General features: G+C 49.0%; 19 protein-coding genes. 6 read left to right on the top strand and 13 right to left on the bottom strand.

Annotation, left to right across the window (positions count from 1 at the left end):
* The first annotated feature begins 21 nt into the window (after nt 1-21).
* Nucleotides 22-4,533: a response regulator gene (locus B9Y77_RS11070; RefSeq protein ID WP_085491675.1), complete on the top strand. Its 4,512-nt coding sequence runs from the start codon at nt 22-24 to the stop codon at nt 4,531-4,533.
* On the opposite strand, the gene B9Y77_RS11065 is transcribed toward B9Y77_RS11070, so the two are convergent.
* Entirely contained in the window at nt 4,526-4,921 is a 396-nt protein-coding gene (locus tag B9Y77_RS11065; protein ID WP_085491674.1) for a hypothetical protein, read from the bottom strand. The genes B9Y77_RS11070 and B9Y77_RS11065 overlap by 8 nt on opposite strands.
* Nucleotides 4,922-5,292: 371 nt before the next feature.
* On the opposite strand from B9Y77_RS11065, the gene sbcD reads away from it, so the two are divergent.
* Genes sbcD through B9Y77_RS11050 form a run of 3 tightly spaced genes read left to right on the top strand, consistent with a single transcriptional unit; the run spans nt 5,293 to nt 11,834 of the window.
* Nucleotides 5,293-6,603: an exonuclease subunit SbcD gene (sbcD, locus tag B9Y77_RS11060; protein ID WP_085491673.1), complete on the top strand. Its 1,311-nt coding sequence runs from the start codon at nt 5,293-5,295 to the stop codon at nt 6,601-6,603.
* 12 nt (nt 6,604-6,615) lie between these two features.
* The gene (locus tag B9Y77_RS11055) at nt 6,616-10,146 is read left to right on the top strand and encodes an AAA family ATPase (RefSeq protein ID WP_085491672.1); all 3,531 of its coding nucleotides are present in this window, start codon (nt 6,616-6,618) and stop codon (nt 10,144-10,146) included.
* A 41-nt stretch (nt 10,147-10,187) separates the two neighbouring features.
* On the top strand, nt 10,188-11,834 hold the full coding sequence (locus tag B9Y77_RS11050) for a potassium channel family protein (protein WP_085491671.1): 1,647 nt from the start codon (nt 10,188-10,190) through the stop codon (nt 11,832-11,834).
* Between the two features lie 134 nt (nt 11,835-11,968).
* Here the strand turns inward: B9Y77_RS11050 and B9Y77_RS11045 are convergent, their stop codons facing one another.
* The 9 genes from B9Y77_RS11045 to hisE form a co-directional block, all read right to left on the bottom strand.
* Nucleotides 11,969-12,586 carry an OmpA family protein gene (locus B9Y77_RS11045; RefSeq protein ID WP_085491670.1) on the bottom strand — a complete coding sequence of 206 codons (618 nt, stop codon included), beginning with the start codon at nt 12,584-12,586 and terminating at the stop codon, nt 11,969-11,971.
* A gap of 167 nt (nt 12,587-12,753) precedes the next feature.
* Nucleotides 12,754-13,755, bottom strand: a complete 1,002-nt coding sequence (pyrC, locus tag B9Y77_RS11040; protein WP_085491669.1) for a dihydroorotase — start codon at nt 13,753-13,755, stop codon at nt 12,754-12,756.
* A gap of 8 nt (nt 13,756-13,763) precedes the next feature.
* Nucleotides 13,764-14,597: an ABC transporter ATP-binding protein gene (locus B9Y77_RS11035; RefSeq protein WP_254900012.1), complete on the bottom strand. Its 834-nt coding sequence runs from the start codon at nt 14,595-14,597 to the stop codon at nt 13,764-13,766.
* Between the two features lie 2 nt (nt 14,598-14,599).
* Entirely contained in the window at nt 14,600-15,478 is an 879-nt protein-coding gene (locus B9Y77_RS11030) for an MlaE family ABC transporter permease (protein WP_085491668.1), read from the bottom strand.
* Nucleotides 15,459-16,112, bottom strand: a complete 654-nt coding sequence (gene yihA, locus B9Y77_RS11025; RefSeq protein WP_014545874.1) for a ribosome biogenesis GTP-binding protein YihA/YsxC — start codon at nt 16,110-16,112, stop codon at nt 15,459-15,461. Before yihA ends, B9Y77_RS11030 begins: the two co-directional genes overlap by 20 nt.
* Nucleotides 16,109-16,747, bottom strand: coding sequence for a recombination mediator RecR (recR, locus tag B9Y77_RS11020; RefSeq protein ID WP_235003033.1), 639 nt, complete (start codon nt 16,745-16,747; stop codon nt 16,109-16,111). The genes yihA and recR overlap by 4 nt, the downstream gene beginning before the upstream one ends.
* The gene (locus B9Y77_RS11015) at nt 16,702-17,565 is read right to left on the bottom strand and encodes an EAL and HDOD domain-containing protein (protein ID WP_085491667.1); all 864 of its coding nucleotides are present in this window, start codon (nt 17,563-17,565) and stop codon (nt 16,702-16,704) included. Before B9Y77_RS11015 ends, recR begins: the two co-directional genes overlap by 46 nt.
* A gap of 202 nt (nt 17,566-17,767) precedes the next feature.
* The gene (gene hisG, locus B9Y77_RS11010; protein ID WP_085491666.1) at nt 17,768-18,607 is read right to left on the bottom strand and encodes an ATP phosphoribosyltransferase; all 840 of its coding nucleotides are present in this window, start codon (nt 18,605-18,607) and stop codon (nt 17,768-17,770) included.
* On the bottom strand, nt 18,604-18,864 hold the full coding sequence (hisE, locus tag B9Y77_RS11005) for a phosphoribosyl-ATP diphosphatase (RefSeq protein WP_014545870.1): 261 nt from the start codon (nt 18,862-18,864) through the stop codon (nt 18,604-18,606). The genes hisG and hisE overlap by 4 nt, the downstream gene beginning before the upstream one ends.
* Before the next feature lie 157 nt (nt 18,865-19,021).
* On the opposite strand from hisE, the gene B9Y77_RS11000 reads away from it, so the two are divergent.
* Together B9Y77_RS11000 and B9Y77_RS10995 are read left to right on the top strand one after the other, a co-directional pair.
* Nucleotides 19,022-20,698 (top strand): metallopeptidase domain-containing protein, encoded by a 1,677-nt coding sequence (locus tag B9Y77_RS11000; RefSeq protein ID WP_085491665.1) that lies wholly within the window; start codon nt 19,022-19,024, stop codon nt 20,696-20,698.
* Between the two features lie 80 nt (nt 20,699-20,778).
* Nucleotides 20,779-21,993, top strand: a complete 1,215-nt coding sequence (locus tag B9Y77_RS10995) for a hypothetical protein (RefSeq protein WP_085491664.1) — start codon at nt 20,779-20,781, stop codon at nt 21,991-21,993.
* Between the two features lie 3 nt (nt 21,994-21,996).
* Here the strand turns inward: B9Y77_RS10995 and B9Y77_RS10990 are convergent, their stop codons facing one another.
* The 3 genes from B9Y77_RS10990 to B9Y77_RS10980 are packed head-to-tail and all read right to left on the bottom strand — an operon-like array spanning nt 21,997 to nt 25,033.
* The gene (locus tag B9Y77_RS10990; RefSeq protein WP_085491663.1) at nt 21,997-22,836 is read right to left on the bottom strand and encodes a methyltransferase domain-containing protein; all 840 of its coding nucleotides are present in this window, start codon (nt 22,834-22,836) and stop codon (nt 21,997-21,999) included.
* Nucleotides 22,836-24,170, bottom strand: coding sequence for a carboxypeptidase-like regulatory domain-containing protein (locus B9Y77_RS10985; RefSeq protein WP_085491662.1), 1,335 nt, complete (start codon nt 24,168-24,170; stop codon nt 22,836-22,838). Before B9Y77_RS10985 ends, B9Y77_RS10990 begins: the two co-directional genes overlap by 1 nt.
* The gene (locus tag B9Y77_RS10980; RefSeq protein WP_014545866.1) at nt 24,167-25,033 is read right to left on the bottom strand and encodes a TIGR02147 family protein; all 867 of its coding nucleotides are present in this window, start codon (nt 25,031-25,033) and stop codon (nt 24,167-24,169) included. The genes B9Y77_RS10985 and B9Y77_RS10980 overlap by 4 nt, the downstream gene beginning before the upstream one ends.
* Nucleotides 25,034-25,044 lie beyond the last annotated feature (11 nt).

The following is a 25,044-nucleotide window of genomic DNA, read 5'->3' as shown; positions in this document are numbered from 1 at the left end:
TTTAATAGGGACGGAGCATGAATGATAAATAAAGACGTAAATCAACAATCCTGGATTGAAAAGAGCAATGCCATCATCGATTCCATCGCTGATGAATTTGACTGTGTTTGCTATGTCGATTTGGCAAAAAATCTAGATGAAGATGATGTCGATATTTTCCATGCGAGCCAGTTCTTGGTTGCCCGTGTACCCGCTCTCCGTGGAGAGCGCAATCTCCGTAAGCGGTTTAAGCTCATTTGCGATAATTTCGTTTGCTCCGAAGATCGTGATGATTTTCGTGAACGAACCCGTCGCGAAGTGATTGCGCAAAATCTTGAAAAAGCCACTCAATATATAGTCCCGTTTAGATGTGAACTGGATGGTGCCGAAGTCTATTTCCAGATGAACTTCTTTGCCGACCGCGACAAGTCCGGCATGCTTAAGGGCTTTACTTTAAGACTGCGCAATGTGGACCGCGACATCCGTTCCAAGCAGCGTTACGAACTTGAACGCCACCTCAACGAAAATATCGTCATGAAGTTTGGCGAAAAGGTGGAATCCGTTTTTGTCTTCAATCCGACAAAAAAGACATTCAGGACTTTGTATTGCAAGGACGAACTCAAAGGTCTTTTTCCGGCCGAGGGCAAGCTCAATGGAATAGGTGGGCTTGTTGTCATGGACGTCATTCATCCCGCTGATCGGGAGATGATGATGAAAGGCCTTGACATAAATAATGTCCTTGACCGCCTTTCTCGTGAGCGTAGTTTCCGCTACCTGTTCCGTGATATTGCTCTTGGTTATGCCCGCTGGTACGAAGCGCGCGTGATGCGCTTTGATATCGGTGACGATAATGAATTTTTGGTGGGCTTTGTCAACAAGAACGATGAAGTCATCAATAAAAAAATCAACGAAAAAGTCAGTGAAGAATTTGCAAACATTGACCTTATCAACTTGGAAGAGAATATCATACAGGTTATTCGCAGGTCAAAGTATTACAATGGCGTAAAAGAAAAGGATATTATTCCTTTTGAAGTCGGCTTCAAGAACGCGTCTGCTTTTGTTCATGAAGAATTTCGGGAACAGTGGAATGAGTTTGGAAGTATTGAAAACTTGAAACGTATTTTTGCGACTACAGATAGCCGGGAAATTGTTTTCAAGCATTTGACGGGTGACGGCTCGTATTTTTGGTGTCGCAACGTATTCCGTGTCCTGGATAGGATTGACGGTGTCCCGGTAACGCTTGTCATGACGGCCTCGGTTGTGGATAGGGACCAGTCCGAAAGGCTCAGCCTAAACGAAAAGCTCGTGCAGCAGAAAAAAGAACTGGAAATCAACCTTTCGATTATCGACGTGCTTGCGTCGGAATATTCCTCGGTGATGTATGTGAACCTCGTGACCAATGAGGTGATTCCATATTCCATGAACGAGTTGTCGCAGCGTTATTATGAGACGATGATAAAAAAGGGTGCGCTCTACAATGAAGTGTACCTGAGCTTTGTAAAAGACTTTGTTTGTGACGCCGATAAGCCAAAAATGTTTGAGGCTGGTGAACTCAACAACATCAAGGCTTACCTTAAGAACAATAAGACCTATGTGACGTTGTTCCGTTCAAATGTTGCGGGACAAATCCGCTACAGCGAAATGAAGTTCGTGAAGGTCGATGATGAAAATGAAGAGCCGACGGCAATGGTGGTCGCCTTTGCAAACCGTGATGACGAGGTTAGCGCACGCTTTGTTCACGAAAAGATTATGGCGGAGTACGAGGCGATACTTCTTTGCGATTTGTCGAACGATACGGCCCGTGAAATTTTGCCCTCGAAAAATGTTGATTTTGGCAACGAGCAAGAGCGCAATACATGTTCTTATCGCGCTAGCCGAATGGTGCAGATTGTTGATAGCGAATACAAGGAAGAATGGATGCGCCTTGCAAGCCCGCAGTATATCCAGCGTCTCCTTGCTTACGATGACCGTCGCGAATTGCTCTTTAAGGCTTCGATTTTCAAGAACCCGTGGATAAGCTTTGTGATGCAGGTCGTGGAACGCCGCAATGGCGTTGCGACTCTTGTGATTATGACGTTTGCCGCAGTGGACAAGAAACGTGCCGAAAGGATTCAGCTGAACAAAAAAATTGCAGAACAGAAAGTAGAACTCGAACGCAATATTTCCATTATCGAAGCGCTATCGTCTGAATACACGTCGGTGTACTACATCAATCTCGAAACCGAAGAGATTACGCCTTATTCCATGAACAAGGCGACGGCGAACTCGTTTGGCGAAACGTTCAAGCGTAACGTCAAGTATTCGGCAGCGTACTCTGTTTACGTCGACAAGTTTGTGAGTGGCATTTACAAGAATCGGATGCTCCAGGCGGGGTCTATCAAGAATATCCGCGAGCAGCTTGCCACCCAGAAAAGCTTTAATACGATGTACGTGAACTTCCTCAATCGCTATTGCGAGATGAAGCTCGTGAAGGTGGGTGATTCGGACCATCCGACATTTGCTGCGCTTGGTTTTGCCGACAAGGATGATGTGCTTCGCAAGGAAATCCAGCAGCAGGCGGTGATTCAAGGCCTTGCCGAAGACTTTGACTTGGTGTGCTATATTGATACTGTTTCCATGCATGAAAACGTGTACCGCTGTACGGACGTCTTCTTGCGTTTGTTCCCGAACTGGAACGAAATTCAAGGCTTTGCAAATCGAATTGATGCCATTGTCGAAAAGTTTGTCTGCGAAGAGGACCGCGAAGGCTTCTGTAAGGCGACACGTCGGGAAATTGTTCTTGAAAACCTCAAAAACAAGAACGCCTATTACGTGAACTTCAAGGCGAATGTCTTTGGACACGTTGAATATTGGCAAATCAAGTTTGTGCTGACTGCAACGAACCCGGTGCAGATTGTGGCGGGTTTCCATAGCGTTGACGAAGAAACTCGCAAGCAGAAGAAAGACCAGGAAGCTTTGGAACGGGCGCTACAGATGGCAAATTCTGCAAGCCGTGCAAAGACGACGTTCCTCAACAACATGAGTCACGATATCCGTACACCGATGAACGCTATTATCGGGTTTACGGGCCTTGCGGCAGAGCATATCGACAACAAGGAACAGGTTGCTGATTACCTCTCGAAAATTGGGCAGTCTTCGGAACACTTACTTGCGCTTATCAATGACGTGCTCGACATGAGCCGCATCGAATCGGGCAAGATGAACATTACCGCCCGTCCGGAACGCCTTTCGGATATTATCCACACGCTTAAGGGAATTGTGCTTTCGGATGTCCGCAATCGCAAACAGCAGTTCTTTGTGGAACTTGAAAACGTTCACAATGAAATGATTTTCTGCGACAAGTTGCGCTTGAACCAGGTGCTTTTAAACGTTGTTTCGAACGCCATCAAGTACACGCCGAAAAATGGACTCATTACGATGAATGTCAAGGAATTGCCTGCTGAATCGGGCTATGGCGTTTATGAGTTCCTAGTGAAAGATAACGGCATTGGCATGAGCGAAGCATTCCTGAAGCAGATTTTCGATCCGTTTACCCGCGTGAATTCTTCGACGGTGAGCGGCATTCAGGGCACAGGTCTTGGCATGTCCATCACGAAGAATATCATTGACATGATGGGCGGGACGATTGAAGTGTCGAGTGAAGAAAATTTTGGCACCGAAGTCTTGATGACGTTTAAGTTTAAACTTTGCGGAGATTCTGAATCGACTCTTGAAACCGGAAAGTTCAAGGGCTTGCATTGCCTCGTCGTTAATGACCGCCCGAATATTTGCAGAACCGTTGACGCGTCTTTGAAAGGCGAAGGCTTGCGCTATGATTTTTGCACATCGGATGCAGGCGCTCTCGAATGTGTCGAAAAATCCCGCACTGCAAAGGATGATTACCAGCTGATTTTGATTGACTGGAATGTGCAGGAGATGAGGGGCATTCAGATTTCGCGCAAGATCCGCAAGGTGCTTGGGCCGAAAACGCCGATTGTGGTGCTTACCTCTTATGACTGGCTTGACATTGAAAAAGAAGCGCTTGAAGCGGGCGTGACCTCGTTCTTTGCAAAGCCCTTGTTCCCCTCGGATTTAAGGCGAATGCTCGAAAAGTTCTGTGGGAATTCTTCGGAAATTTCGCTGGAATCTGATTCTGCGTTGAAGATGCTTTCGAATCAGCCCCAAACGTATGACTTTACGGGTCGTAAGGTCATGCTTGTTGAAGATAACGAACTGAACCGTGAAATTGCAATGGAAATTCTGGAAGACCGCGGTATAGAAGTGACTGCGATGGAACGTGGCGACTTGGCTGTTGAAAAGCTCAAGTATTCGTCTGTCAAGTACGATGCGATTTTGATGGATATCCAGATGCCGGGTATTGACGGTTATGAGGCGGCTCGCCGGATTCGTAACCTAGAAAACAGGGAAGTCGCGAATGTGCCGATTATTGCGATGACCGCAAACGCATTTGAAGAAGACAAGCGCGCTGCCTTAGAATCGGGCATGAACGACCATGTGGCAAAACCTGTGGATGTGAACGTCCTCTGCGCTACCCTCGCCAGGTTCTTTAAATAGTTTTTTGCACGCCGTTGTCAAATTCGACGGTAAACCACTTTTCTTCGATAACTTCGTAGTCGGAACCTCCGTTAAAGACGTTTGCGTTGCCGTAGACTTCGTATCCCTTGCGCATGGAAACAGTGCCGGCGAACTTTTCGGAAAGGTTCTTGCATACTTCGGTGACAATGGTTTCCGGGACGTTTTTGCAGATTTCCTGAATGTTGGTGGAATTACCTTTTGAATTGCTGTCGGTGGTGCCGCGCAAGTTGATGCTTATCTGTTCGCTAAACTTGCGGAGCAAAAACTTGTAGCCCTTGTACGTGTATTCAACAGGGGTGTCCGGCGCCGATGCGAGCGCCTCCGCGTTACAAAAAATCGAACCGATAACACTATATTCGTAATCCATAACCGAATTATAGTAAGAATTGTATCTGAATATGGCTTGTTTATAGAATAATTTATAAACGTAGTCATAAATATAGCGAGTAAAGTGTTTCTTATTAAGGATTATAATATAGTGTTGTGAGAATAAAGCGTCGGCCAAGGTATTATCTTCGCAGTAGCGTGCAAAACGAGTGTTGCGACGGACTGCTAGCAGACCGGCATAACCGAGTGAAGCCGCTGACGCCGGAGGCGTCAACTCCGAGCTGGGGCCCCGCCCGCATAACTTTCATTTCAGCATTATAAAATGCTTTCAAGCTGAAAGCTCTAGATTTGTCATAAATAGACATTTACATTTTTTATATTTAAAACGATAAAGATAGTAGAGGTTTAAAAATGAAATTGATCCATACCGCAGACTGGCATCTTGGCAATATGATGCATGACATTGACCGCACGAAGGAAACGGAATCCTTTCTTGCTTGGCTGAAATCCGAAATTGAACGTGTTGGAGCGCAGACTCTCGTCATTGCAGGCGATGTTTTTGATGTGGTTAGCCCTACTGTTATTGCAAGGAAGATGTATTTCAGGTTCCTTGCCTCGCTTTTGGCAACGAAATGTTCAAATATCGTTATTGTGGGCGGAAACCATGATTCGGGTGTTCTGCTCGATGCGCCTGCAGACCTTTTGGATGCATTGAATATTAAGGTTGTGGGATCGATTAACGGTCGCAAAGTTGAAGATTTGGTGGTGGAACTCAAGGATGGCGATGGCAATGTCATCGGCATTTGCTGTGCCGTGCCTTTCATGCGAGATTTGGAACTGGAACACTTCTACAAGAATGATAAAAAGGACTCTGGCGACAGTTCTGAAAGCGAATCTGCTTCGGATGATGATTTGCTGAAGCGCCTTTATGCGGATGTGTATCGCTATGCTGTTGAATTGCGTGGCGACCGTAAAATTCCGATTATTGCGACCGGGCATCTGTACGCCAATGGTCTTTCGGGTAGAGATTCGACGTTGGCTGAGGCTGATAGCGCCATGGACAATGGTGTTCGTGAAGTTGTCGGGACGCTTGGCAATGTGGATATTTCCGTTTTCCCGACCGGATTTGATTATGTGGCGCTGGGACATATCCATTATGCGACAAACGTGGCGGGCAGTTCGAAAGTGTGGTATTCGGGCTCTCCCTTTGTGATGGGCTTTGACGAAGCCAACTATAAGCGCCGTGTATTTGCTGTTGATGTGGAATCTGGTGCTGAACCTGTTTTGGAGCAGATTGAAGTCGAAAAGTCGGTGCGTTACGAACAGTTCAAGGGGGATCTTGCAACACTTCGAAAGAAATTGCGGGATTTGGATAAAGAGTTAATGGCAAATCCGATGGAAACGTATGTCGATTTGCTTTTGACTACGGGCGAATTTGTTGATTTGAGTGCGGCGCTTGCAGCGGAAGAGTTGAGCAAGCGTTTTGTAGTCAAGCGTCACCGCCTCTCGCGAGACATTCTGAAGAAGGGAGTGTCTGGAATTGATGATGCGGTTGTGTCGACAAAACAATATACAGATAAGGATTATTTTAGGATGCTGATTGCAAAGAATATGGGCAAAAAGCTCGAATCGGAATCTGAGGCGAAAGAAGTCGAAACGGTATATAACAAGTTTATTGACTTGTTTAACGAAGCTGTAGTCAAGGCTCACGAAAACGCATAAGGGGTGTAAAAAATGAAAATCAAAAAGCTTGAATTTTGCAATGTGAATTCCCTTGCGGGAGAATGGGTTGTTGATTTTGAAAGCCCGGATTTCGCCAAAAGCAGCATGTATTGCATTGTCGGACCGACGGGTTCCGGCAAGACGTCCATTCTTGACGCCATCTGCCTTGGTCTTTATGGAAGGACTCCTCGAATCTCTACGATTAATAGTGGCTCAAACGAGGTGATGACTTATGGCACCAAAAAGTGCTCCGCAAAGGTGACTTTCGAGTGTAATGGTATTGTGTATTCAGCTCATTGGGAACAGAATCGTAAACCGAAGTCGGATGCGCTTCAACAGGCTGAATGGAAATTGACAAATGAAACGACTCAGAGCGTTGTAACAACTTGTGCAAGGCAGAATGCGATTGAAGCCGCGATTGCGCCTATCATTGGTCTTGATTTTGATCAATTTACCAAGTCGATGATGCTTGCTCAGGGCGAGTTCAACAAGTTCCTGAAGTGCAACGAAAATGAACGCGCTGCGATTCTCGAAAAGTTGACGGGCGATGGCATTTACAGAAAAATCGCAATGGCGGTTCATGATTTGTATGAAGAGGCTGATAAAGCGGTCAAGGCTCTTGAAGCGAAATTGGGTGATGTTTCATTGCTGAGCGAAGAAGAACTCGTAGAGCTGAATGCAAAAATTGCCGAGGCGTCATCGCTAAAGGAAAAGCTCGCTCAAGATGAGGAACGCTTCCGCAATATTTGTACATGGTACGAAAATTTCCATGGCATTGAGTCCCATTTGAAAACTGCAAAGGAACAGCTGGAAACTGCCAATCGCGAAAAGGCTGGATTTGAGCCGAACCGCGAAAAGCTGGAACGTGCGCTCCGTGCTCAGGAAGTGGAAACTTCGTATGCGGAATACCATTCGGTACGTGATAGTCTTTCGCAAATGAAAAACCAGCTTGCTGAATGTCAAAGCAAGTTGCCGGATGCAGTCGCAAATCTTGAAAAGGCGTCAACGGATAATCGTGAAAAGCATGAAGCGCTTGAAAAGTGCAAGGCGGATTATTCTGAAAATGAAAAGCTGTGGGAACGCGTGTCTTCGCTGGATGGCGATATTCGCAATACGCGTACGCAGTTGAACAATTTGCAAACTGAAATTGCGAAGTTTGTCGCAGAAATTGACTCGACTCAGGGTAAAATCAAAGCCACGCAAGGCCGAATTTCTGAGAATGAACAGAAGTTAAACAGCGCCCAAAATTACGTTGCCGCAAACGAAAAAGACGGAACGATTGATGGAATGCTTTCGCTCTTGAAGTCTAATGTTACGGAATGGAAAACTGAAAATGCGGCTGTCATTGCGGAGTCTAAAAAGCTTGCCGCAAAGCAGAGCTCCTTGCAGGAATTTGATGCTGCCTGCGAACAGCAAAAGCAGGATTTGCGTGTATTGCAAGAATACTTGACGGCACATCAGGCGGATGCTGATCTCGTCAATGTCTTGCCCGAAATGAATGGCGACGTCAGTGACGCTGAACGCCATCATAAGGAATCTCTCCGTTTACAGGGCGAAATGCAGTCTAAGCAGAATCAGGTTGCGGAACTGACTTCCGAACGTGAACAGGTTCAGGCTGGCTTGAAAAAGTTGCTGGATGAAAAGGAATCCATTATTCAACAGGATATTCCTGTTGTTGTAGCCGAACTTCGCCGTACATTGAAGTCTGGCGAACCGTGCCCTGTTTGTGGATCGCGCGACCATCTCTCGTGCGAAGAACACGCAACAGTTGAAAATGGTGCAGAAAGCTTGAATGATTTTGCCACTAAGCTGCGCAAAATCAGTGGCGAAATGGATCAGACCCAGCGCAAGTTGGATGGTTTGGCAACGCGTCAGCAGAATATTGAAAACCTGCTTGACGAAACGGCTCAAAAGCAAAAGGGAGAGGTGGATGCTGAGTCGGCTGCTCTCAAGCTTTTGAACGAAAAGATTGAACCGTGGCAAATGACGGCTACTCTTGAAACTGCACGTTCTGTTTTGCAGAACTTGCAAACGCTTAAGACGACGTATTTGCAGAAAAAAGAGAATGCTGATAGTTTGCAGAACAAGGTCAATAATGCCGCTGTTGACCGAGCCAATCTCGTGAGCGATTTGAATGTTACCGACGATACGCTTAAGAAGTCGCAGGGTAAGGTTCAGGAGCTTTCTCAAAAAATCGAATCCGCACTTGCAACGTGGTTCTCGAACGTCCGCATGGAAGAAGTGGATGCGCTGATTGCTGGATTGGAAAAGAAAAATACGTCTTGGAAAAAGAATCAAGACGACATGCTTAAGGCTGAACGTGATTTGGAAAAGGACTTGGCAAGCGTTGCTCAGTTCGAAGAAAATCTCAAGCAGGTTCAGTCTAGGCGTGATGGCATGTCGGCCCAGTTCGAAACCTCCAAGCAGGGACTTGAAAAAAACGAAGAACTCCGCAAGGATCTCTTTGGTGAAAAGTCTGTTGACGATGAACGCAACAAGGCTAGAAGCTTGCGTGATACGGCGGAACGTTTGGCAAATGAAGCTCGTGGCGTAGAACAGCAAAAGCGTGATGCTAAGATGGCGCTTGATAATTCCATTGCTGATTTGAACCGTCGAATTGCTGAAACGGAACCGAAACTGTCGGAAAACCAAAAGCAGTTTCTTGAAAATCTCGCTGCGAAGAATTTTGCGAATGAGGAGGAATTTAAGGCGGCAAAGCTTCCGGAAATGGAACGCAAGTCGCTCCAGCAAACGCAAAAACGCGTGGACGATAATTTGACGGCTGCGCAGACTTCTGTCAAGAATTTCAATGACCAGCTGGCCGCCCATCTGCAAAAGCGTAACTTCGAGGATTCCGAAGAATCTGCAACGCAGAATCGCGAGGCTGCGAAAACCAAGCTTGCTGAATGTAACCTGAATTTTGGTACGTGGACAGAGCAGAAGCGTAATGATGACTTGAAGCGTCAACAGTTTGCGGATTTGCAAACACAGCTGACAACGCTCCAGGAAAAACGCGGTGACTGGCTGCAAATGCAGTGCTGGTTTAACGGAAATAATGCTAGGACTGGAAATGGTGATGTGTTTGTCAAGTTCATCCAGTCGATCACGCTGCGCAATTTGCTGAAAATTGCAAACGGTTATTTGCACGATATGTTCCCACGCTATGAAATGGTTGCGGCGAAGGAAACGCTCGATATTATGCTTATCGACCATGACAATAGCGATGCTATCCGTCCGATAAAGAACATTTCCGGTGGTGAAGGTTTTATTGTGAGCCTTTCGCTTGCTCTTGGAATCTCTACGATTGCAAGCCAGAATGTGAGCATCGATTCTCTGTTCCTTGATGAAGGCTTTGGAACGCTTGACACCAAGATGTTGCAGGAAACTGTGGTTGTGCTCCAGAAAATGCAACAGGAAAGAGGTAAGCTCTTGGGCGTCATCACGCATTTGGATCTGGTAAAGAACGAGCTTCAGACGCACATTGAAGTGACTCCACGCGGTGGCCGTAGCTTCTTGAGTGGCGCTGGCGTCAGTAATGGCTAGAAATTAGCTATTATATTACCAGATTTTATCGGGAGCGTTTCATGAATTATAATGGACTTATTAAAGGCGCCTGGTCGAATGGCATCGCCAAGAAACTCTTGATTTTGCTAGGCCTTTCCCTGGTCATCTTTGTCATAGGCGTTTTGCTTGGCTCATGGGTGCTTGGCGAAAAGACGCTTGGCTGGAAAGGTTTCTTGTCGGGCTACGTCGTCTTTGCCGTGCTGTTCATCAGCGTCATGATAAACGTTTTCAAGAATACTTCCGAGTCCATGCGCGAAGGCAAGAAACACGTCGATGTGCGCGGTCATGTACTTGTGCTTGGTGCGGGGCATCAACTCAAAAGTATCTTGCGTGCGCTCGCAGGGGATAAGCGTCCGATTGTTGTCGTGAGCCGTTGCGATATTGATGGACATTTTATCCATTATAAAAAGGATTACGAAAACGAAGAAGACCTGATCTTTGCGGGTGCTCTTTTGGCAGACCAGATTCTCGTGATTGGTGAAGACGGCCCTGAGCGCGATTCCCGTAACTTGCATTGCATCGAGGTGCTTCGCAAAGTGTGCGCCAAATCTCCGCGAGATATCCATTGCCATTTGCTGTTGAGCGATCCTTCGTCTTCTGAAATCTTGTGGTATCTGAAAGCTCCCGAACAGAATAAGGGGCATCTGCTTGTCGATGTGTTTAATGAATATGAGTTCATGTCGGAACAGTTGCTCGTGGGCACGGACTTTTTGCCGACGATCCGTGAATCGGAAAATGAACGCTTGCATGTCGTGCTGATTGGCACGGGACCGATTGCCCAGGCGGTTGCGTTTGCGGTTGCAAACATCTGCCATTATCCGAACTACAGCCGCACGGGTTTAAAGACTTGCATTACGTTTGTCGATGAAGATTGCGAAAAATGGGTAGACCGCTTGGTGGTTTCCCGCATGGGACTTTTTAGACTTTCGAAGTACACCTACGTCGATGCCAATGGAAACAAGGTCTCGCATGATCCGGAGACAACGCGAGGGGACTACCTCGATGTCGAATGGAACTTTGTCGATGCCTACTGCGAAGCGGACTTGGCTCGTAACTTTATTGCCGCTGTAGCAGCAAGCCCTAAGGAACGTCTCGTTGTGTGCATTTGTAAGGAAGATGCGTCCAAGGCGATTTCGACACTCGTGCATTTACCGCGAGCCGTTTACGACAATGCAGACATTGCCGTCTACTGGCGTGAAGCGAACGACGATATCATCAAGAACATCAACGAAAGCGGCATGTATGGCTATGTGCGCATCATGGGTGACATCGATGAAATGAAGGAATTTGTGCAGTCCAAGCGCGTAGAACGCGGTCAGCGTGCAAACTACGTTCGCGAACGCCATTTGAATCCTGACACTCGCGATACCGAAGAAAAACTCTGGTACCAGTTGAGCGAAGCCGACAAGACTTCTGCCATTTACTGCGCAAACGCGTTCCCGCTCCGCAAGCGTTGCTTTGAAATGACGGACGATGACTATTTGCTCCGCGAAGCGGAACATCGTCGCTGGATGATGTCCATGCTCCTGATGGGCTACCGCTCAGGGCCTACAGATGAGCGGACGTTTACGCGTCACGACATTATCCCGTTTGACCGTCTCCCCGAAGACCAGAAGTCCAAAGATTCGTATATCCTCGAAAATGCTGAATACATAATGAACGGGTAGTGCGGCTTTCCTTTTGTCGCGGCATTCCTATTGTGGCGACTGTCTTAAAACAGTCTTTAACAAACGAAAAAGCCTCCGCAATCGCGGAGGCCTTTTCAAATATTTGCACGTCTAAGTTTGTGCGTTTAGAAGAATTACTGGATGCGGACGTTCACGCGGCGGTATTCTTCTCTGGAACCGTACTTGAACTTCTTGAACATGCGCTTGCCGTACCACTTAGCAGTGATCTTGGAAGCCGGGATGTACTTGGAGAATTCTGCCTTAACGGTTTCAGCACGGCGCTGAGAAAGTTCGTCGTTGTAAGCGACAGAGCCGAGGTCGCAGGTGTAGCCTTCCACGAGGAGGGATGCGGCATCGATGTTGGTCTGTGCAAACTTGGAACCGACTGTTGCGATGACTGCGCGGCCTTCGCTGCTGAGTTCTGCACTAGCGAGTTCGAAGAGGCTGCTCACGTTCGGGAATTCGATCGAGGTGGCCTGGCCGTTTTCAACCTTGGCAAATGCATCGTTGAGGTATGCTTCGACTTCGGCATTCGTGGTCAAGAAAACCTGAGAGTTGTTCTTGATAGCTGCGAACTTGGAGAAGTCAAACGGTGCCGGCTGTTTTGGTTCCGGTGCCGGAGCTTCGACCTTGACCGGTTCCGGCTGCTTGACCGGAGCGGGCTTTTCAGATTTCTTGTCACCGCAAGCGACGAGGACAGAGAGCGAGAGAGCTACCGGAAGAATACGACCAATTGTTTTTACCAGATTCATTAAAAACCTCCGATTGAAAAGTGGTATAATCCTTGGATCGCTTTCTAATATAAGTAAAAAAAGCAAATAAGGAAAATTTTTTTTATTTGTACAAAAAAAATTCGCCTTTTACAGCGAATTTTTGTATGAAATTTGGGTGTTTTATTGTAAAATGAAGGCCCACAACGTTATTTAAGTTTCCATTCGAGCGTCTGCCCGGCGGCGAGTGGCACAACGCCATTTACAACGGCTGGGACAGTCCACGATTCCTTGACAACTTCGATTTGCTTTGTCGTGCGCGGGAGGTGGTAGAAGTCTGCACCAAAGCCTGCGATAAAGTTCGGGAGCTTGTCGAGGGCGCCTGCGCGGTCAAATTCCTGTACCAAAAGCGGGATGGCGACCGGTGCGCTGTAAACGCCAGCGGCGCCGCACGGGCATTCCTTTTTGCCCTGCTGGTGCGGGGCGGAATCGGTACCGAGGAAGAACTTCGGGTTTCCGCTGAAGGCGGCTTCGCGGATGGCCTTGCGGTCTTCTGGGCGCTTCGGCAGGGGCTTGCAGAAGTGGTGCGGGCGGAGTGCATCACCGACGATATCGTCGAGAGTCATCATCAGGTGGTGTACCGTGAATGTGGCGGCGACGTTTGCAGGGAGGCGCTTCACGGCTTCAACGGATTTGGCGCTGCTCAAGTGTTCGAACACGATGCGGAGCTTCGGGAACTTTTCGGCGAGCGTTTCGACGCGCTTGATAAAGGCGGGCTCGCGGTCCAGGCAGAATTCACCGGGTTCTTCGCCGTGCACACAAAGTACCAAGCCAAGCTTTTCCATCATGGCGACAACCGGGAACACCGCTTCAAAATCGCTGATGCCGTCCTGGCTGTTGGTCGTCACGCCTGCGGGGTAGTACTTGCCGGCGACAACGCCTACTGCCATCATGTCCTTCAAGTCCTGTTCCGTATAGTTCGGGTTCAGCTTGAACGTCATGAGCGGTTCAAAGTCCGGGCGTACCGGAGCGGCGGCTTCGAGAATCTGTTTTTTGTAGTCTGCAATTGCTTTTGCGCTAGTCATGGCGGGGACGGTGTTCGGCATGATGATGGCGCGGCCAAACTGGCTCACGAGATCACGAACGTAACCGGGCATGAGTTCGCCCTGGCGCAAGTGCGCATGAAAATCGTCTGGTAAAGGGAGAAACATAACTGTAATTAAGTATTAGGTGAAACGGATTGAAGGTCGCGGAACTGGTCCTTCGAAATCTCGTTGTCCGAATGGAGCCAGTAATCAAAGGAGTGCGGCTCGGTAAGCTTTTTCTGGTGCAAGAATACGAGGTTGCAGTCCAGTTCTTTGGCAATCATGAGGTCGTGTGTGACGATGATAATGGACGTCTTGAACATCGTTCGCATGTTGTCGATCAACGGCAAGAGGTTTCGGCGGTTGTAGTTGTCGAGACCTGCGGTCGGTTCGTCCATAAGCAAGAGCTTCGGGTCCATCGCCCATGATCTTGCGATGGCGACGCGTTTTTGCATGCCCACGCTGAGTTCGTGCGGGAACATCTTGGCAAAGTCGCGCACTCGCATCAGGTCCATAGCCATGTTGACTTTTTTGGCGATTTCTTCTTCGGTCCCCATTTTGTGGTAGCGGAGCGGAAGTGCGATGTTGTCTACAACTCTTAGGTTCGAAATCAGTGCGGCGCTCTGGAGCACATAACCCACTTGGCGATTGGCAACTTCAAGTGCGGTAAGTCTTTCTGACGGAATGTATTCGCCGAAGTAATAGATGTGTCCCTTGAGCGGGCGTGCAAGTCCTGCAATCAGTCGGAGGATGGCGCTCTTGCCTTTGCCCGAAGGTCCTCCAATGCAAATCGTCTCGCCGAGTTTTAGCGTGAGGTTCGCTCCTGCGATGAGCTGGTTTTCTTCACTGCTCTTGCTGGTCCTGATATTTTCGAAATAGCTAACAGCCCTCGGTATCGAGAACATGGTTCCCGACAGCTCGTTTCTCGAAAGATAAATGTTTTCAAGTCTGAGGGCTTCGTCTAGCATCTTTAAATAAGCGTTGAAAGGTTATTCATGTAATTGATAAAGTAGTACAACGAGAGCACGACGTCAGCAAAAACGATGTAGAGGAAAGACGAAATAACCGAACGGGAGGTCGCCTTTGGCACTTGGCGAATATCGCGCTTGATGTTGAGCGCCTGGTAGCATGCGTTAGTTGTAATGATGATGCCGAAGACGAGCGGTTTTACAACGGCAAAGACAAAGTCCGGAATAGTAAGCGCCTTGGTAATTTCGGTAGAGAGGTAGCTCCACGTAATCTGCAAGTTGGGGGCATTACCGGTAACGAAGATGATTGCCTTCGTGACGAGGAAGCCTGCTCCAATGGCGCTTGCGCTAAAGATGATGTTCATGATGATGGTCGCAATGGTACCACCGATAACGCTAGGCATGACAAGGTAACGGATGGGGTTGATACCCATGGTGGCAAGAGCGTCCACTTCGGAGTTGATGACCATGCCGCCGATGTATGTGGTAAGCGAAGATCCTGTACGGCCTGCGATAAGGAATGCCGTAAGGATGGGACCCATTTCGCGGATGAGGACTACCACCATGAGGTCGCCGACAAAGCCCGACATGCCCATCTTGCCCATGAGGGAGATGACTTCGATAATCGTAACGGTTCCGAACAATGTTGCGACGATGAACAGCGGCGGGAATATTTCGATACCCGTAAAGAACGTCTGCAAGATGATGTTGCGGGAGTCGCTCTTGAAGTTGTGGCTTTTGTCGAATAGGGACGCAACTGTGCGGAGAAACAGGGCTATGAGCTGCCCGAGTCTACGCTTCAAGATGAATATGCCGAGCGTGTGGAACAATCGCCCGACAGGGGTCATCTTTTGCCAGTTTTTAAGTCGCGTCTTTTCCATTATCGCTATGTATTGCCTCTAGGATTTCGGTCCAGAGTTCGTCGAGCCCGGTTTTCTTGAGCGAACTGACGCAAAGCGGCTTTTGGTCGAGGTCCAGACGCTGCTGGATGTCGCGGAGCCCCTTGGCGAGTTCGGACTGGTTCACCTTGTCTCGTTTGCTAGCGACAACCAACACGGGACAGCCCGTGGCGCGGATGCTTTCGACTGTTTCGATGTCGATCGGCGTTCCTCCATGGCGGATATCTACGAGGTAGATAAGTCCCTTGAGGTCCTTGCACTTCTCGACGTATTCTCGGATAAAGTCGGACATCTGGTCGCGCTTTGCATTGTTGACTTTAGCGAACCCTACACCTGGTAAATCTACAAGAAAAAATTCGTCATTGACTTTGAAAAAATTCAATTCGCGCGTTTTTCCGGGGGTCGAACTGATTTTCACGAGTTTTTTCTGACCCATGAGGGTGTTCATGAGCGAAGACTTGCCCACGTTGGAGCGTCCGAGGAACGCAATTTGCGGGAGGTGTTCTTCGGGGAGACCTTTGAGGCTCACGGCTGCCTTGACAAACTTTGCCGAACGGACGGTGTAACCGCCAACTTCAACAGGGGCCTGGTGGACGACTTTTTCTTTTGTACTCATAAGGAAACTCTCCCTTCGAATGCGCGAAGCATGGTGACTTCGTCGATGAATTCCAGGTCGCTGCCCATCGGGATGCCGCGGGCAAGGCGGGTGCGTTTGACGTTGACGCCGGCGAGCATGCGGTCGATCATGAGCGCGGTACTGTCGGCTTCGGGGCTAGAACCGAGTGCAAGGACCAGCTCTTCGATGTTTTCTGCTTTGATGCGTTCCACGAGTTGCGGCAGGTGGAGCGCTTCGGGGCCGATGCCGTCGAGCGGGGAAATCACGCCGCCGAGGACAAAGTAAAGGCCTTTATGGACAGACGAACGTTCGAACGGCAGAATGTCCGAATTCTTTTCGACAACGCAAATGGACTTGGCGCCTTCGCGGGCCCTGCACGTAGGGCAGATGTCTTCGTCGGTGAAGGCGTGGCAGCGCGGGCACGGGTGGACTTTTTCGGCGGCCTGCATCAAGCTATCGGCAAAGCGTTCCACGTCACCTTTCTTGCGCGAAAGCATGTGGTAGGCGAGGCGGCGTGCCGTCTTTAGTCCAATCCCCGGGAGGGAGGCAAATTCAGAAATCAGGTTTTCTAGGCTTTGCGGTTCTACGTTCATGAGCGGGAGTCCAAATGCGCGTACAGCATGATCGTGAGCCATTCCTGGATGTGCTTCATGCCCACCCAGACGATGGCGCCTTTGACGCTTTCGATGACAGGCTTGTTGCGCACGTCTGAATTCACGAACTGCAAAAGGTTCGCCGAAATGTCCGGGTGCTTGTCGAATTCATCGCAGAGGACTTCGAGCGTCGGGCGTGTGCGCAAGAGCTTGATGATTTCTAGGATGGCGGCAGATGTTGCGTCGATCTTTTGGCCTGTTACGATTTCGGGCTTTGCAAAATAGAATCCCTGGAAGTAATCGTAGCCGATGTCTTTGCAGCGTTTGTATGTCGGTTCGTCTTCGACTTTTTCGGCGAGCAGCTTGATGTTTTTTGCTTTGAAGAACTGCGCCGCTTTTGCGATGTCTTCGGGCGAGTTGTCGACTAGGTCCATCTTGACGTAAGAGACGTATTCGAACAACGGCTCAAAACGGTGGATGTATTCGTTGCTCATGATAAAGTCATCGAGTGCGAGTTCAAAGCCGAGAGACTTGTGACGCTGAATGGCGCGGATGAGGTTCTCGTCTACAGCGACGTCTTCGAGAATTTCGATAACGAAGCGGTCTGTATTCAAGAGACCGAACAAGTTGTCGAGAAGAATCTCGCGACTGCAGTTGATGAACGCCTTACTTTCACCGACGAGGCGTGTAAGCCCGATGCTGTTCAAGATGTTTTCGAGCACTTGGGCGGTCGCCTGCAAGTCGCTTGCGATTATTGCGGTATCGCTACTTGGCGAGTCTCGGAATAGCAATTCATACGCGAAGATGTTTCCATCTCGGTCAAGAATCGGTTGACGTGCCAAGTAAGCGAGAGATTGCATTTTTAGTTCGGAATGCGGAATTAGGAATTCGGAGTTTCTAGTTAGTAGGAAGCTGTAAGAACTTAGTTGGCAGACTTTAGAAATATTTAGGTCAGTAGTCTTTAGTCAATGGTCATTGGTTTTAAAGTATGGCGCCATAGGCGCGAATGCTTGTCTAATAACTAATGACTAACTACTAATGACCTTTCCATTATCTAATTCGTTAAATTCTAGCGCTTTCGATGCCGAACAGGAGGATGCTACGGGCGCCTGCGTCCCAGAGCTTGTCCATGATGGCGTTGGCTTCTTCGCGCGGCACCATGGCCTTCACGGAGTACCATTCACGACCGTGGAGCTTCGTCACTGTCGGGGCGTCGAGACCCGGAGTCATTTCGCAAGCCTTAGAGAGAAGTTCGGAGGGGCAGTCGTACTCGATCATCATGTACGTCTGGGCGACGAGCTTGCCCTGGATGCGGCGGATGAGCGTGTTGACTTCTTCGAGTTCTGTCTTCTGCGGGTTGCAGAAAATGGCCGCATTAGAGCGGAAGAGCGGTTCGCCGATAATACGGAGACCGGCCTGCTTGAGCGTCGTACCCGTTTCGACAACGTCCACGATGGCGTTTGCAACACCGAGGCTCACGGAGATTTCAACGGCGCCTTCGAGCACCACGAAGTCCATCTTCTTCTTGTAGTAGCCTTCCACGATGTTCGGGAAGCTCGTTGCGATCGTTGCATCCTTGAGGTCAGCGAGGCTCTGGATCGGGCTTTCGTTCGGGACTGCAGCGCAGAGCTTTGAAGCGCCAAACGGGAGGTCCAAAACCTTCACAGCCGGGCTCTTGGCTTCGGCGTTGAAGTCAATGCCTGTGATGCCTGCGTCGATGATGCCGCGACCCACGTACATCGGGATGTCGCTCGGACGGAGGAAGAAGAATTCGATACCGTTCTTGGAATCGATCTGGGTCAAAGTCTTGTAGGGCTTGGATGCCTTGTAACCGCAGGCCTTGAGGAGTTCCTGGGTCGGTTCAAAAAGCATGCCCTTGTTCGGGAGAGCTACCTTAATCATAGTTTTGCGTACACTTCTTCGAGGGTGAGACCTTTTTCTGCCATCATGACGGCAACATAGTAGAGCACTTGAGAAAGTTCGAGGCACTGGGCGTCGCGCGATTCAAAGCGGGCGGCCATCCAGCTTTCGGCGGCTTCTTCGACGAGCTTCTTGCCGATGCCGTGCGGACCCTTCTTGAAGAGTTCCGTGGTGCCCTTGCCTTCCGGCATGTCTTTCTTGCGCTGGCAGGCCAGTGCGTACATTTCTTCAAACGTCATAATTAGACCTCTTTAGTTTTACACGCCCAAAGATAAAAATTTAGGGACTGCTTGTATCGACGCATTCTGTGAAAATGAGGGAAAATTCGTTGATTTGTCATGCCCGCCGCCGAGCGGGCATCTCCTTTTTGACGAATTTATATTTATATTCATTATCATGAGTTGGTTTGAACGTTCGACATTTTGGAAGGGCTTGATCGGGGCATGTTTGTTCTCTGGTTCTTTGGCGTGTGCGCAGTCGATTGTGTCCGAAGAAAACATTGTGATGGAAAAAATCGTCTACAGAGATGAAATGTTCCGCACAACACCTGAAGGTTTGTCGAAAATCCGTTCCAACATCACTCCCGAAGTCTACACCTCTGGCGAACGCTATTTTCCGGTGATGCTTGTCGAAACAGCCGATTTCAAGGCCTTGGATTCTGCTTTTATTGCAAGGATGTTCAATGAAGAAGGTTTCAAGGAAAACGGGGTATACGGCAGCGTTCGCGATTACTTTATAGAAAGCTCCAATGGACAGTTTAAGCCGACGTTTGACATCTACCCGATAAAACTTCCTAATAATTTTAGCAACTACAATTCCGATAGCAAATTTATTTTGCCTTCTATAGATTCGCTGGTCGAGCGCAGTGACTTTAAATTCCGTGCGAGCATGTACGGAAACGTTATCCCGTTTATCATATTGCACCCCACTGCAAAAGAAAAAGCACAAGAGTATAACAAGGACTTTTACAACCACATGGATGGTTTGCGACAGGTCCTTGGACGAATTTATTCAAAAAACGGCTACAGCTTTAATAGCTACGCTTTTGTATCGCAGAAAGCAGAAAAGAAACCTAATGCTACAAGTACAAAAGATGTTGCTATGCTTGGGGCTTTTATCCATGAATTTTGCCACGTTTTGGGACTTTCTGATTTGTACAGTACAAACGAGGATGGCTATGCGACAATCGGTCCTTTGCCGTATGATGTGATGGCACTTGGACTTCGCAACGGAAACGGAGGCTATCCACCGACATTCTCTGCGTTTGAACGCGAATCGGTGGGGTGGCTAAAGCCGACTGAAATCGTCAATGGAGATAGCGTCTATGTCTTGCAGGCTCTTTCAAAAATGCAAGCGTATGCGGTTTCAAACCCGAAGTATCCTAACGAATATTACCTTATTGAATACCGTCCTGCGGTAGGCTTTGATTCGAAAATTAAAAATTCGTCTTATAGCGGCAAACAAGGTAAGAATGGTGTTTTTATTTGGTATATCGATTATGATGCGAGAGTCTTTTCGTCCAATAAGACAAATGACGATGTCAATCACCAGCGTGTCGAAATGCGTTCCGTGTTGAGCCAGAATCAGGAATCCTTTACGGGCTTTAACTTTATCAATAATAATGGCAATGCATCTGTCGAAGGGATTTTTAATGTTGTCTTTGACGGAAATGACCGCGTTTGCTTTACGGTAAATCGTTCTAAGACTTTGGACAAATGCCCTAATATCGCTTCGTCCAGTTCTGAGGCTGAATCGAGTTCTTCATCGGTTTCGAGTTCCTCTGTCGAGTATTCAAGTTCGTCTTCGTTTGGCACTATCGGGCTGCTCGGTCATCGCTTGGTGCCTGGAATGCAAGTGCACTTGTCGCATGGAATGTTGAATGTGAAGATTCCGATGTCGGGCAAAAAAACGCTACGTTTTTACGATGCAATCGGGAACTTGGTCGGTCGGCATTCGTTTGTCGAACAGTCCGCTTCGGTCGATATTTCCGGGTGGAATCGTCCCGTCTTTGTGCGGCTTGACGTGAATGGGCGCCTGATTTTTGCAAAACGTGTGGCTACTTTGATGAAATGAAGTAGCAAAAAATCCGAGTTAACTATATTTTGCATGTTAATTTGGTGCCAAAGTGGTGCATTATTAGGATGAGGAATCGGATGAAGAACATTTGTTTACTGGGGAGCGCATTTGCTCTAGCTTTGTTAGGTTGTGCATTTACGAGAGGCGACAGCGTCTCCAAGGCTGAAAATTTTCAGGGCAAGACGGGCATTATCGGCGTGTTTCGCCAGCCGGCCTATTACTGCGGCGAAGGTATCCCGCATACGATGATGCTTGGCGGCAAGTCCATCATTGTAAAGCCCGCCTTTAGCAGCGAGCAGGAAAACGTGTTCTTCAGCGAAATGAAGCCTGGCGTTGCGACGCTTACGGAATACAATTACACTTGCGGTGAAAACGAAAACAAGATGCAGCTCGATACGACAGGGGCTGGCAATGAACGTTTCCCGACGTCGGTCGTGATTCCGGAGAAGGGTTTCTGCAAGGTGGTCGTCTCGTTTATGGATGGTGACACTCTGTTTACCTATAATGGCGAACTTTTGAGAGAACAGTTTGCAAAGGCGGAAGTGGCGGTAAATACCGATAGCATCCCGTATTGCGACATTCTCGACAACAAGGGCCAAAAGATTTCGATGGTCAATCGCGATTCCGTTTTGGACGTGAAGTTTGCCGCAGCGGTGAAGGATGCGTCCGAAGCTCTTGAAGAAGAAAAATTCTCGGTCGTAACGCTTGACGATTACAGCGACAAGGTCACTTGGAATGGCGATAAGTCTAGACTCCTTGTGGTCACGCTTACGTCCGATCCCGAGACTTATAAGGATGGCGAACTAGTCAAGTCCGATAGCGTGGTCTGGGTCGTGAATGAAAAGGAACTGTTGCTTTGGTACCAGGATCATAAGGATGGCGTGCGCAACTGGGACTTGAGATTCAAACAGCTCTTTGGCGAACCGAGAACGTCCAAGGCAACGCACATGGCGTTCTTGTGGGTAAAGCCAGATGACTTGATGCGCCCTGCATATATGCCGGATGTAAAGGCTTACGATATGCGCACGGCTTTCGAAGGCGAACTGAGTAATGATGCCGAAATTTCGGAACGCATGATGTGGTTCAAGAACTGGTTTGACGCTCGCGCTTCTAAAATTTATACAGGACCGGATGCCCGCCCGTGGACTCGCTTAGGTTATACGTACGACTGGGGGAGCAAGGCGGACAAGTATGGGCTTACGGAATTTATCGTAGTGCCGGGTGCTGAGATGGATGTGCGCTTTACGCGCAATCTGAAGTTCATCGCCAACTGGATGAATGACCGTAAATAGGACCTAGTTAAGTTTAGACTTTTTAATGATTGCTCGCCATAGTGTTTGGCGGGCTTCTTTGTATTTGCGTTCAAAGGCTGTTTCTGGGGTGATTGGGTCGAAACTCTCGCACTTAATTGTCATTCCAGTTTTAGTTGTCATTCCCGCTTCCGCGCGTTCATCAAAAACAATTCTCGCGGCTTCGGCGAATTCCCGAGCGTAGATTTCCCAATTCGTGCGGAGCTCAATTGTTTTCCCGAGCGCAAGGAGCGTCGGGAAAATCGGGTGCATGTGGAAACGTCTCGTGGCTTCGCTCTGCTTGGGCCACGGGTTCGGGTAATATACGGCATGGTACGGAATGGTCCATTTGCATGCTTTGACGTAATCCAATGCGAGTCGCCAAAAGTCTAGGAGCTCAGCGCGAATCCAAAAAGCATTTGCAGGCACATCTTCGCCCGCCGTTTGCGATGGGTTGCCGGCCTTGTTCAGGCGGGCGCAGGACTTGTCTATCCCGATGACGGGAATGCCCGGAAAGCGGCGAGCGATGTGGATTGTGCTTTCGCCTGTCCCGCAACCGGAATCTAGAATCACAGCTCGCGGCGCAGTCTCCGCATTTGCACCGGGGGCGCCATCGCGTATTGCATTTGTCACCCCGGACACCATGTCATCCCGGCCTTGTGCCGGGACGGGGTCACCATTTTTTCCGTAAAATTTCTCTACAAAAGTCTCGACTTCTGCAAATGCTTCTCGTGTGTGGTCTGCGATAGGACGCAAAAAAGTTGTCCGTGCGTATTTGCGGACAACTTCTTCAAGATCTTTATGTAGAGTCTCTTGATTCGATGTTACGGAATTTGCTCCAGACATTATTTGTTCGATTTCCAGATGTTCAGCAAGTCATTGCCGATGAACTCAAGATTGTCGAAGTGGAGTTCTGCATCGCTATGGAATACAAGCCCCATCGTAGTTGCGCTCTTGCGTGTTTCTTCGTTGGGTACAATGTCTGCAAGTGCGAACTTGTACTTCTTCTTCTCTTGCGTGAGCTCCATGGAGGTCTTGCCGATGGTGAATGCTGCTCCACCAAGCGAGGCGTCGACGTCCTTGAGCGTTGCATCAATAATTACAAAATCTGCGGTGCCTTGGCCCCATGCTTCAAATGCAATCGTATCGATGGGGGTGAGGTCGTAGCTTACACCAGAATTTCCGATATCCACTTTGACAATGGCGCTAGCCTGCTTGTATGCGGATGTATCCGGGAATTCGATTGTAAAGTGGACTTCCTTGCCGCCGTTCCCGTCATCCTGAATGACGGCGGTAAATGGAGAGCCACCGAACGGGGTGTATGTTGCAACTGGGGTGATTTTGAATGAGCCCGGCAATGTATCGATGTTTACTATTGCTGGATCGGTGTTTATTGCCCATTGGCCACCGCCGAACATGAAATTCGTGTATTCGGGAGCGAGGCGGTGATAGAAGTCCCCGTCTTCAAAATCGTCAATGAGGAGAGTCTCTTTTTCCGGTTCCGGAGTGTTCGGCTTGAGGGTCGTGACCGAGTCGCCTGCATCCGTTTCAACAGTGACCTTCACCGTGTCGGCGGTTTCTGCCGGAATAATCACCATGTTCAAGTGTCCTGCCGGGAGACCGAAGATTTCAAACTTGCCATTTGTGATGGCTGCTGAATGGTCGAGACCACGGAACTTGACAAAGCCGTTCATGTTCTTTATGCTTTCGTCCGTGTTGCCAATAAAGTCGGTAATCGAACCGCCGATAAAGACGGACTTCTGCAAATTCTGCTGTCCGAGTTCAACATCGCTTACGGTATCCTTGACATCCACAGGGAGCTGGAGTGCAAGTGCAGATTCATCAAGGGTGGCTTCCATCGTGTAGTTGCCAACGGCGACGTGTTCAATGGAGACAAAGCCGTTCGAGTCTGCGGTAGCCGTGTAGCCTTGACCGTCGAGGCTGTTGTGTTCGACGAGCTTGACGCGTGCGTTTGCCGCAGGTGCATTGGCGATAAGAATCTGTGCAGTGATGGCGTTGCCAGCTTCTGTGCCGCTCGGGCCGCCACCTGCTACGTTGTCAGAACCGCAGGCGCAAAGCGAAAACCCGATTGCAAGCGGTGCAATCAGCGAAATCATGCGTCTGTTGTTGTTCTGCTTCAAGTCCATACCCTTAATATATAATTTCTTTTTGAAAATCATTTTGCACCTCCTTTGTTTTCGGGCGAGGTAGGGCCTGTTGCCGGGTCGGCTACCTTGTCGGAGAGGGGGTACATAGCGATGTTCAGTGCATAAACGCGGTCGGCGCGTTCGCTCTTGCGGGCAAACTGCAAAAGCCCGCGGCGAAATTCTTCAATCTTGTGCTTGATTTCGGGCAGGTCGGATTCATCAGCGGTGAATACCACGCTCGAAATGTCGCGTTCTTCAGGCTTGTGACGGTCAAGTGATTCCTGCGCAAGTTCCATTGTGTGTCTGTGGAAACTGCGGACTGCAGAACTCTTGACTTCGCCGCCAGTACTGATAATCTGGTCGGTGATGTTCCAGCCGCCGGTGCCGTCCGGCACGACGAGCCCAAGCTGCTTCAAGATGCCGAGCGCGTTGCGGGCGTCATCCTGCGAAATAGGCGGGTTCAAATGCTTGCCGAGGCCGGCGATATCGCTCGTGTCCTTCGTGATGCCGATGAGGGCGCGGAGCGCAGCGCATGCCCAGCTGCCAAAGTAGGCGAGTTCCGGTTCCGAAAGCACGCGCGTTTCAAGGGAACGGAGTTCCAGGAGCTTGTAGTAAAGCTCGGAGAGCGTCTGCTTTGCCTTGGTCTTGTTGAACCTGTAAAGTGTCTTGAAATACTCTGCCCGTCTGTCGTCTAGGCCGCAAATTCTGATGAACACGGGCAGGGTGCTCTCGTTCAGATGGCCTTCTTTTTGGAAAACTCGAACAAGCCAGGCCGGGTCCACGCCGGTTTTCTGGCCGAGATAGCGGTACGAGGTGAACGGGTTGTCTTTCTTGGTCTCGACAAACCAGTCCTTAAGGTACTCGCGATATTCCAGGTAATCTAATACTTCAGGCATACCCTATAATC

Origin of the sequence: Fibrobacter sp. UWB13, assembly GCF_900177805.1 — a bacterium.
Classification (GTDB): Bacteria; Fibrobacterota; Fibrobacteria; order Fibrobacterales; family Fibrobacteraceae; genus Fibrobacter.
This window is presented reverse-complemented; position numbering and strand designations above follow the sequence as displayed.

What these genes read in the sequence shown, in the direction of transcription:
- B9Y77_RS10995 (WP_085491664.1), top strand. Translation starts at nt 20,779, where the DNA reads ATGAAGAACATTTGTTTACTGGGGAGCGCATTTGCTCTAGCTTTGTTA.
- B9Y77_RS10990 (WP_085491663.1), bottom strand. Translation starts at nt 22,836, where the DNA reads ATGTCTGGAGCAAATTCCGTAACATCGAATCAAGAGACTCTACATAAA.
- B9Y77_RS11045 (WP_085491670.1), bottom strand. Translation starts at nt 12,586, where the DNA reads ATGAATCTGGTAAAAACAATTGGTCGTATTCTTCCGGTAGCTCTCTCG.
- recR (WP_235003033.1), bottom strand. Translation starts at nt 16,747, where the DNA reads ATGGCTCACGATCATGCTGTACGCGCATTTGGACTCCCGCTCATGAAC.
- B9Y77_RS11015 (WP_085491667.1), bottom strand. Translation starts at nt 17,565, where the DNA reads ATGCAATCTCTCGCTTACTTGGCACGTCAACCGATTCTTGACCGAGAT.
- B9Y77_RS11000 (WP_085491665.1), top strand. Translation starts at nt 19,022, where the DNA reads ATGAGTTGGTTTGAACGTTCGACATTTTGGAAGGGCTTGATCGGGGCA.
- B9Y77_RS11030 (WP_085491668.1), bottom strand. Translation starts at nt 15,478, where the DNA reads ATGGAAAAGACGCGACTTAAAAACTGGCAAAAGATGACCCCTGTCGGG.
- B9Y77_RS10980 (WP_014545866.1), bottom strand. Translation starts at nt 25,033, where the DNA reads ATGCCTGAAGTATTAGATTACCTGGAATATCGCGAGTACCTTAAGGAC.
- B9Y77_RS11035 (WP_254900012.1), bottom strand. Translation starts at nt 14,597, where the DNA reads ATGCTAGACGAAGCCCTCAGACTTGAAAACATTTATCTTTCGAGAAAC.
- pyrC (WP_085491669.1), bottom strand. Translation starts at nt 13,755, where the DNA reads ATGTTTCTCCCTTTACCAGACGATTTTCATGCGCACTTGCGCCAGGGC.
- sbcD (WP_085491673.1), top strand. Translation starts at nt 5,293, where the DNA reads ATGAAATTGATCCATACCGCAGACTGGCATCTTGGCAATATGATGCAT.
- B9Y77_RS11055 (WP_085491672.1), top strand. Translation starts at nt 6,616, where the DNA reads ATGAAAATCAAAAAGCTTGAATTTTGCAATGTGAATTCCCTTGCGGGA.
- B9Y77_RS11065 (WP_085491674.1), bottom strand. Translation starts at nt 4,921, where the DNA reads ATGGATTACGAATATAGTGTTATCGGTTCGATTTTTTGTAACGCGGAG.
- hisE (WP_014545870.1), bottom strand. Translation starts at nt 18,864, where the DNA reads ATGACGTTTGAAGAAATGTACGCACTGGCCTGCCAGCGCAAGAAAGAC.
- yihA (WP_014545874.1), bottom strand. Translation starts at nt 16,112, where the DNA reads ATGAGTACAAAAGAAAAAGTCGTCCACCAGGCCCCTGTTGAAGTTGGC.
- B9Y77_RS11050 (WP_085491671.1), top strand. Translation starts at nt 10,188, where the DNA reads ATGAATTATAATGGACTTATTAAAGGCGCCTGGTCGAATGGCATCGCC.
- hisG (WP_085491666.1), bottom strand. Translation starts at nt 18,607, where the DNA reads ATGATTAAGGTAGCTCTCCCGAACAAGGGCATGCTTTTTGAACCGACC.
- B9Y77_RS11070 (WP_085491675.1), top strand. Translation starts at nt 22, where the DNA reads ATGATAAATAAAGACGTAAATCAACAATCCTGGATTGAAAAGAGCAAT.
- B9Y77_RS10985 (WP_085491662.1), bottom strand. Translation starts at nt 24,170, where the DNA reads ATGATTTTCAAAAAGAAATTATATATTAAGGGTATGGACTTGAAGCAG.